The organism is Sphingomonas sp., assembly GCF_035317925.1.
GTDB lineage: Bacteria > Pseudomonadota > Alphaproteobacteria > Sphingomonadales > Sphingomonadaceae > Sphingomonas_I.
The window spans coordinates 20,572-27,629 of record NZ_DATHFV010000045.1 but is presented as its reverse complement, the minus strand read 5'-3'; the positions used below and the strand labels follow the sequence as shown (position 1 = coordinate 27,629).

General features: G+C 63.3%; 4 protein-coding genes. All 4 read right to left on the bottom strand.

What is annotated here, in order from left to right; genetic code table 11:
* On the bottom strand, positions 1-399 hold a 399-nt coding region (locus VK533_RS03710), incomplete at its 3' end, for a hypothetical protein (protein ID WP_324375128.1).
* A gap of 74 nt (positions 400-473) precedes the next feature.
* On the bottom strand, positions 474-4,628 hold the full coding sequence (rpoB, locus tag VK533_RS03705; protein ID WP_324375127.1) for a DNA-directed RNA polymerase subunit beta: 4,155 nt from the start codon (positions 4,626-4,628) through the stop codon (positions 474-476).
* 355 nt (positions 4,629-4,983) lie between these two features.
* A complete protein-coding gene (locus tag VK533_RS03700; protein ID WP_324375126.1) occupies positions 4,984-5,730 on the bottom strand; it encodes a cytidylyltransferase domain-containing protein in 747 nt (248 codons plus the stop codon).
* Positions 5,723-6,934 (bottom strand): hypothetical protein, encoded by a 1,212-nt coding sequence (locus VK533_RS03695; protein ID WP_324375125.1) that lies wholly within the window; start codon positions 6,932-6,934, stop codon positions 5,723-5,725. Before VK533_RS03695 ends, VK533_RS03700 begins: the two co-directional genes overlap by 8 nt.
* Positions 6,935-7,058: the final 124 nt, after the last annotated feature.

Sequence of the window (7,058 nt, the reverse complement as noted above, 5' to 3'; positions counted from 1 at the left end):
CTTGAGCTGCATGTCGAGCAGCAGGCCGATGCGCGACGGCAGCGACTTCAGGAACCAGATGTGCGCCACGGGAGCGGCGAGCTCGATATGGCCCATCCGCTCGCGGCGGACCTTCGAGACGGTAACCTCGACGCCGCACTTTTCGCAGACGATGCCCTTGTACTTCATGCGCTTGTACTTGCCGCACAGGCACTCGTAATCCTTGATCGGACCGAAGATGCGCGCGCAGAACAGGCCGTCACGCTCGGGCTTGAACGTGCGATAGTTGATGGTTTCGGGCTTCTTGATCTCGCCGAAGGACCAGGAACGGATCCGGTCCGGCGAGGCGATGCCGATCTTGATCTGGTCGAAAGTCTCCGGCTTGGCGACCGGATTGGCGAAGTTGGTCAGTTCGTTCATCTCTAGTTCCTCACTGGGAGGGAAAATCTCGGGGCGAAGGGAGCGGCGCCACCCGAAGGCGGCGCCCGCTCAATTCACTCCGCCGCGTCGGCCGGATCGGCTTCGGGTTCGACCGAGTTCAGATCGACGTTCAGGCCGAGGCTGCGCATTTCCTTGACGAGCACGTTGAAGCTCTCCGGAATGCCTGCCTCGAACGTGTCGTCGCCCTTGACGATCGCCTCGTAGACCTTGGTGCGGCCGACCACGTCGTCCGACTTCACGGTCAGCATTTCCTGCAGCGTGTAGGCGGCGCCGTAGGCCTGGAGCGCCCACACCTCCATCTCGCCGAAGCGCTGGCCGCCGAACTGCGCCTTACCGCCCAGCGGCTGCTGGGTGACGAGGCTGTACGGCCCGATCGAACGCGCGTGGATCTTGTCGTCCACAAGGTGGTGCAGCTTCAACATGTAGATGTAGCCCACGGTGACCTTGCGATCGAACGTGTCGCCGGTGCGGCCGTCGAACAATTCGACCTGGCCCGACGTGTTGAGCCCGGCGAGCGTCAGCATGTCGGACACGTCCGCTTCGCGGGCGCCGTCGAACACCGGCGTCGCCATCGGCACGCCACCGCGCAGCAGTCCGGCCATCTCGATCAGGTCGCTCGGCGAGCGGCTGTCGATATCGGCATGGTACTGCTTGCCATAGACCGTCTTGAGACGCTCCACGACCGCGGCGGGCGGAACGCCCGGCTTGCCGCCGTCGGGATTGGCTTCGCGCCAGCTGTCCAGCGCTTCGCCGATCTGCTTGCCGAGGCCGCGTGCGGCCCAGCCCAGATGCGTCTCGAAGATCTGACCGACGTTCATGCGCGACGGCACGCCCAGCGGGTTGAGCACGATATCGACCGGCGTCCCGTCTTCGAGGAACGGCATGTCCTCGTTCGGCAGGATGCGGCTGATGACGCCCTTGTTGCCGTGACGGCCGGCCATCTTGTCGCCCGGCTGCAGCTTGCGCTTCACCGCGACGAAGACCTTGACCATCTTGAGCACGCCCGGCGGCAGCTCGTCACCGCGCTGCAGCTTCTCGACGCGGTCATCGAACTTGGCGACGATCGCGGCGACGGCTTCGTCATACTGGACCTTGACCGCTTCCAGATCGCTCTGGCGCGCATCGTCGGCGACGGCGAGCTTCCACCATTCGCGCCGCTCGACTTCCTCGAGCAGAGCGTCGTCGATGACGGCACCCTTCTTAACGCCCTTCGGACCCGACACGATCGTCTGGCCGACCAGCATTTCCTTCAAGCGCGACCAGCTGGCGCGGTTGAGGATCGCGCGTTCGTCCTCGCGATCCTTGGTCAGGCGGTCGATTTCCTCCCGCTCGATCGCCAAGGCACGCTCGTCCTTGTCGATGCCGTGACGATTGAAGACGCGAACGTCGACGATCGTGCCCGACACGCCCGGCGGCAGGCGCAGCGACGTGTCGCGCACGTCGGAGGCCTTTTCGCCGAAGATGGCGCGCAGAAGCTTCTCTTCCGGCGTCATCGGGCTTTCGCCCTTCGGCGTGATCTTGCCGACCAGGATGTCGCCCGGCTCAACTTCGGCGCCGATATAGACGATGCCGGCTTCGTCGAGGTTGCGGAGCGCTTCCTCGCCGACGTTGGGGATGTCGCGGGTGATGTCTTCCGGCCCGAGCTTGGTGTCGCGGGCCATTACTTCGAACTCGTCGATGTGGATCGTCGTGAACACGTCGTCCTTCACGATCCGCTCGGAGATGAGGATCGAATCCTCATAATTGTAGCCATTCCACGGCATGAACGCGACGAGCACGTTACGGCCGAGCGCGAGCTCGCCGAACTCGGTCGACGGGCCGTCGGCGATGATGTCGCCGGCCGAGACCACGTCGCCCACCTTCACCAGCGGACGCTGGTTGATGCAGGTCGACTGGTTCGAACGCTGGAACTTCATCAGCGTGTAGATGTCGACGCCCGACCGGCCGGCATCGACCGCGCCGGTGGCACGGACGACGATGCGCGACGCATCGACCTGGTCGACCACACCCGGACGGCGGGCCGCGATCGCGGCGCCGGAATCGCGGGCCACGGTCTCTTCCATGCCGGTGCCGACGAACGGTGCCTCGGCGCGAACCAAAGGCACAGCCTGACGCTGCATGTTCGAGCCCATCAGCGCGCGGTTGGCGTCATCGTTTTCCAGGAACGGAATGAGCGATGCCGCGACCGACACGAGCTGCTTCGGCGAAACGTCCATCAGCGTCACGTGATCGCGCGGCGCCATCAGGAACTCGCCCGCTTCACGCGCCGAGATCAGTTCCTCGACGAAGGTGCCGTCCTTCGAGATTTCGGCGTTGGCCTGCGCGATCGTGTGCTTGGCCTCTTCCATCGCCGAGAGGTACACGACCTCGTCGGTGACCTTGTGGTCGATGACCTTGCGGTACGGCGTTTCGATGAAGCCGTACTTGTTGACGCGGCTGAAGCTCGCGAGCGAGTTGATCAGACCGATGTTCGGGCCTTCCGGCGTCTCGATCGGGCAGATACGGCCATAGTGCGTCGGGTGAACGTCGCGGACTTCGAAGCCCGCACGTTCACGCGTGAGACCGCCCGGCCCGAGCGCCGAGACGCGACGCTTGTGCGTCACTTCGGACAGCGGATTGGTCTGATCCATGAACTGCGACAGCTGCGACGAGCCGAAGAATTCGCGGACCGCGGCCACCGCCGGCTTGGCGTTGATCAGGTCGTTGGGCATGACGGTCGACACGTCGACCGAGCTCATGCGCTCCTTCACGGCGCGCTCCATGCGGAGCAGGCCGACGCGATACTGGTTCTCCAGCAGCTCGCCGACCGAACGCACGCGGCGGTTGCCGAGATTGTCGATGTCGTCGATCTCGCCCTTGCCGTCCTTCAGGTCGACCAGGGTCTTCACCACCGCGAGGATATCGTCGGTGCGCAGCGTGGTGACCGTGTCCTCAACGTCGAGGTCGAGGCGCATGTTGAGCTTCACGCGGCCGACGGCCGAGAGATCGTAGCGCTCCGGATCGAAGAACAGACCCGCGAACAGCGACTCCGCGGTTTCCTTCGTCGGCGGCTCGCCAGGGCGCATCACGCGATAGATTTCGCTCAGCGCATGATCGCGCTCTTCGACCTTGTCGGCCGCGAGCGTGTTGCGCATCCAGGCGCCGGTCGAGATGTGATCGATGTCGAGCAGGTCGACATGATCGAAGCCGGCATTGTCGAGCTTCTCGAGATTCTCGGGCGTCACTTCGTCGCCGGCCTCGATGTAGATGCGGCCGGTGGCCTCATCGATCAGGTCGTAGGCGGAATAACGGCCGAAGATTTCCTCGGTCGGGATCAGCAGGCTCTTGAGACCTTCCTTGCCGGCCTTGTTGGCGGCACGCGGGCTGATCTTGGTGAGCGCCGGGAAGACGACTTCGCCGGTGTCGCCGTTGATGACGTCGTAGGACGGCTTCTGGCCGCGCCAATTCTCGATCAGGAAGGGAACCTTCCAGCCGCCATCGCCGCGCACATAACGCTGCGTCTTGTAGAAATAGTTGAGGATGTCCTCGCCGTTCAGGTTCAGCGCGTACAGCAACGTCGTGACCGGCAGCTTGCGCTTGCGATCGATACGGACGTTGACGATGTCCTTGGCGTCGAACTCGAAATCGAGCCACGAGCCGCGATACGGGATCACGCGCGCGGCGAAGAGATACTTGCCGGACGCATGGGTCTTGCCGCGATCATGGTCGAACAGCACGCCCGGCGAACGGTGCATCTGGCTGACGATGACACGCTCGGTGCCATTGATGATGAAGGTGCCGTTCTGCGTCATGAGCGGCATGTCGCCCATGTAAACATCCTGCTCCTTGATATCGAGCACCGAACGGGTTTCCGTATCGGGATCCACCTCGAACACGATCAGGCGAAGCGTGACGCGCATCGGCGCGGCGAAGGTGATGCCGCGCTGACGGCATTCATCGGTATCGTATTTGGGAGCCTCGAGTTCGTAATTGACGAAATCGAGCTCGGCGGTGCCGCCGAAATCGCGGATCGGGAACACGCTGCGCAGCGTCTTCTCCAGACCGGAGACGTAACCGATCGACGGATCGGAACGCAGGAACTGTTCATAGCTTTCGCGCTGAACCTCGATCAGGTTCGGCATCTGCACCACTTCGTGGATGTTGCCGAAAACCTTACGGATGCGCTTCTTCGCAGCCGTGGTGAGCGCGTCATGTGCCTGGGTCGCCATCGATTATCCTCGGGATCGGATCAGAATCTTCCGCCTCGCTGCGGAAATGCGGCCGATGCATGGGGTTTAGACCACGCAAAAAAGTGCGGGTCCGGACCTTCGGAACCACACTGGCAGCGTCTTGAGAACCCGGCCTCTACCCCAATTCGTCGCGATCCACTCGCCAAGCGGATCGTGTCCCGGGGCGGGACGGTTGGCTGATCCGAAAGACTCAGGACCACACCGTTCGAGGTCCCATGTAGGAAGTTTGAGAGATTCGTAAAGCCCCAATGCGCGGTTTTTGTCCCGGCGGCGATGGCCTCACTCCCGGCGGCGTGCGTGGCGGATCAACCGATCCGCCCGCGAAACCGCCTGATTACATGCCGACCGCCATCGGCATGGGGCCGGGCCACGCGATCATGGTTTCCGGCCGCACATTGTCCAGCCCGTCCTCCGCGTAGATTGCATGGAGGGCGCGGGCGACCCGGTAATCCTCGATATAATCGATATCGACGCCCGAAAGCTTGGACAGCTGGCTGAAGCTCGGATTCGCGCCCAGGAAATATTCCTGGCGCAATATGTCCTCGCGCGGGCTCATGTAGATGCTGTTGGTGACCTTGAACCAGTCCGGCAGCAGTTGCGAGATCGTGTGGTTGCGCGTCGCCTCGTAATTCAGCGAGCCGCTGCGCGACCAGAAATATTCCTTCATCAGATTGACGCCGACCAGGCTGTCATGCTCGCCGCAAATCACCTCGTCCCGATATTGGCGGAAGGAATCGAGATATTCCTGCGGCGACATGAGCGGACAGACGACGGTGCACCAGGCGATGTGCTCGTGCGGAATATCGCGCACGATCCCGGTGATGACGTCACGGAAGGGCGCGATATGATCGGTCGCCAGCCGCAACTCGCGCCGGTGGCAGGAGACGCCGAAGCGCCGGGCGATGGCGAGAAATTCGTCATCCTCCGAACTCAGATAGATCCGCCAGGGGTCGATCACCTTGACGAGCTGCTTGAGCTTCCACTCGATCAGTGAATCCGCGTCGCCGAACGGCAGCATCGACTTGTTGGCGATGCGCGAGCTGCCGCGCCGGACCGGAATGACTACGGCGAGATCATACATGGCAGAGGCTTCCTCTCTTTTCGGGCGCAGCCAATGACGGGACGGGCGGGGTATCGCCGACGAGGTAGCGCTTGAGCCCCACTTCCCAGCGGCCGGGATTGAGAGGGTTGCGCACGTGATCGGCGATCCGGGCCATATCGAGCGTCGGATCGAGCGCTTCGATCAGGTTGTTGGCGACGTGGAAAGCGAACCAGCGCCGCGCGTCGGCCTCGGCTGGGGCGCGTGCGTCGCCGGATCGAAGCGCGGTCATGAAAGGCGCCAGCGACGTATAGGCCTGCATCCAGGCGCCGGTCGCGAATTTCGAGATGCGCAACGTCGGCGCGCCGAGGAAGGCGCAGCCGGCAAAGCTTTTGGAATTGCCGACGATCATGCCGTCGGCATGCCGGGTCAGCAGGGTCGTTGCCTGCCCCCGCTCGCCGATCTGGCGGATGCGCCGGACCTTGCCGCCATGACGCTCCACCGCCTGCTGGAGGTCGGCGTCGCTGACCCGGCCCTCGTTCAGAGGATGCTGGGTAACGGCCAGGATCGTGTCGTCGTCGAACGCGCCGGCGAGCGCGTCGATCAGCTCGACATTGTTGGCGAACGGATTGTGCTGATCGAAGAAGATCTCTTCATGCTCATATTCGAGCGGCATGCCGATCAGCATTTTGTCGGCGGGCAGGCCGGTCTCGGCGAGGAATTCCTCGCGCTCCATCCGGGCCACCTCACCCTTCTTCTCGGCCCAGGCCGGCGCGAACGCCGTGTCGAGCCACGCTTTATCCTCCGCCGACAGATCGGGCATCAGGCCGTGATCGAACAAGGTGTGCGCGAGATAGACCGAATGATAGCCGGTGGCGAAGGGCGGCGCGGCACCCTCCATGATATACCGCACCACGCCGGGGAACAGCGCGGGCGTCTCGATATCGGCGCTACGACACAGGCAGATGTCGGGATCGATCTGGTTGACGAGGTCGAGCAGATACGGCTGCGCCATCCCCGAAAAGCGCAGATCCGGATGGTCTCCGCGATCCAATATGTGCCAATTGACCTCCTCGAGGTCTTCGCAGTCGCCCAACTGAAAGGCGGTGATCCCCGTGCTGCTCCACAAAGGCGGCACCAGCACGTGGACCTCGCCGCCTCTGCAGGCGGCCCGGATCAGCGGCACGATGATATTGCTGAACCACCAGGGCGTAACCACCGGCAGATAGAAGAGCACGCGGGTCATGCCCGTACAGCCCCGGCACACGCTGCTTTCGCATCATCGGCGGTTAGGAGAGTGGCGACATTCTGCACGATAGGTCCCGTTGCGGTCTTAAGTCTTCCGCGGGACTCTGCGATACTAGGGTTAA

Excerpts from the sequence above, each read along its gene's own strand:
- rpoB (WP_324375127.1), bottom strand. The coding sequence starts at position 4,628 with ATGGCGACCCAGGCACATGACGCGCTCACCACGGCTGCGAAGAAGCGC.
- VK533_RS03700 (WP_324375126.1), bottom strand. The coding sequence starts at position 5,730 with ATGTATGATCTCGCCGTAGTCATTCCGGTCCGGCGCGGCAGCTCGCGC.
- VK533_RS03695 (WP_324375125.1), bottom strand. The coding sequence starts at position 6,934 with ATGACCCGCGTGCTCTTCTATCTGCCGGTGGTTACGCCCTGGTGGTTC.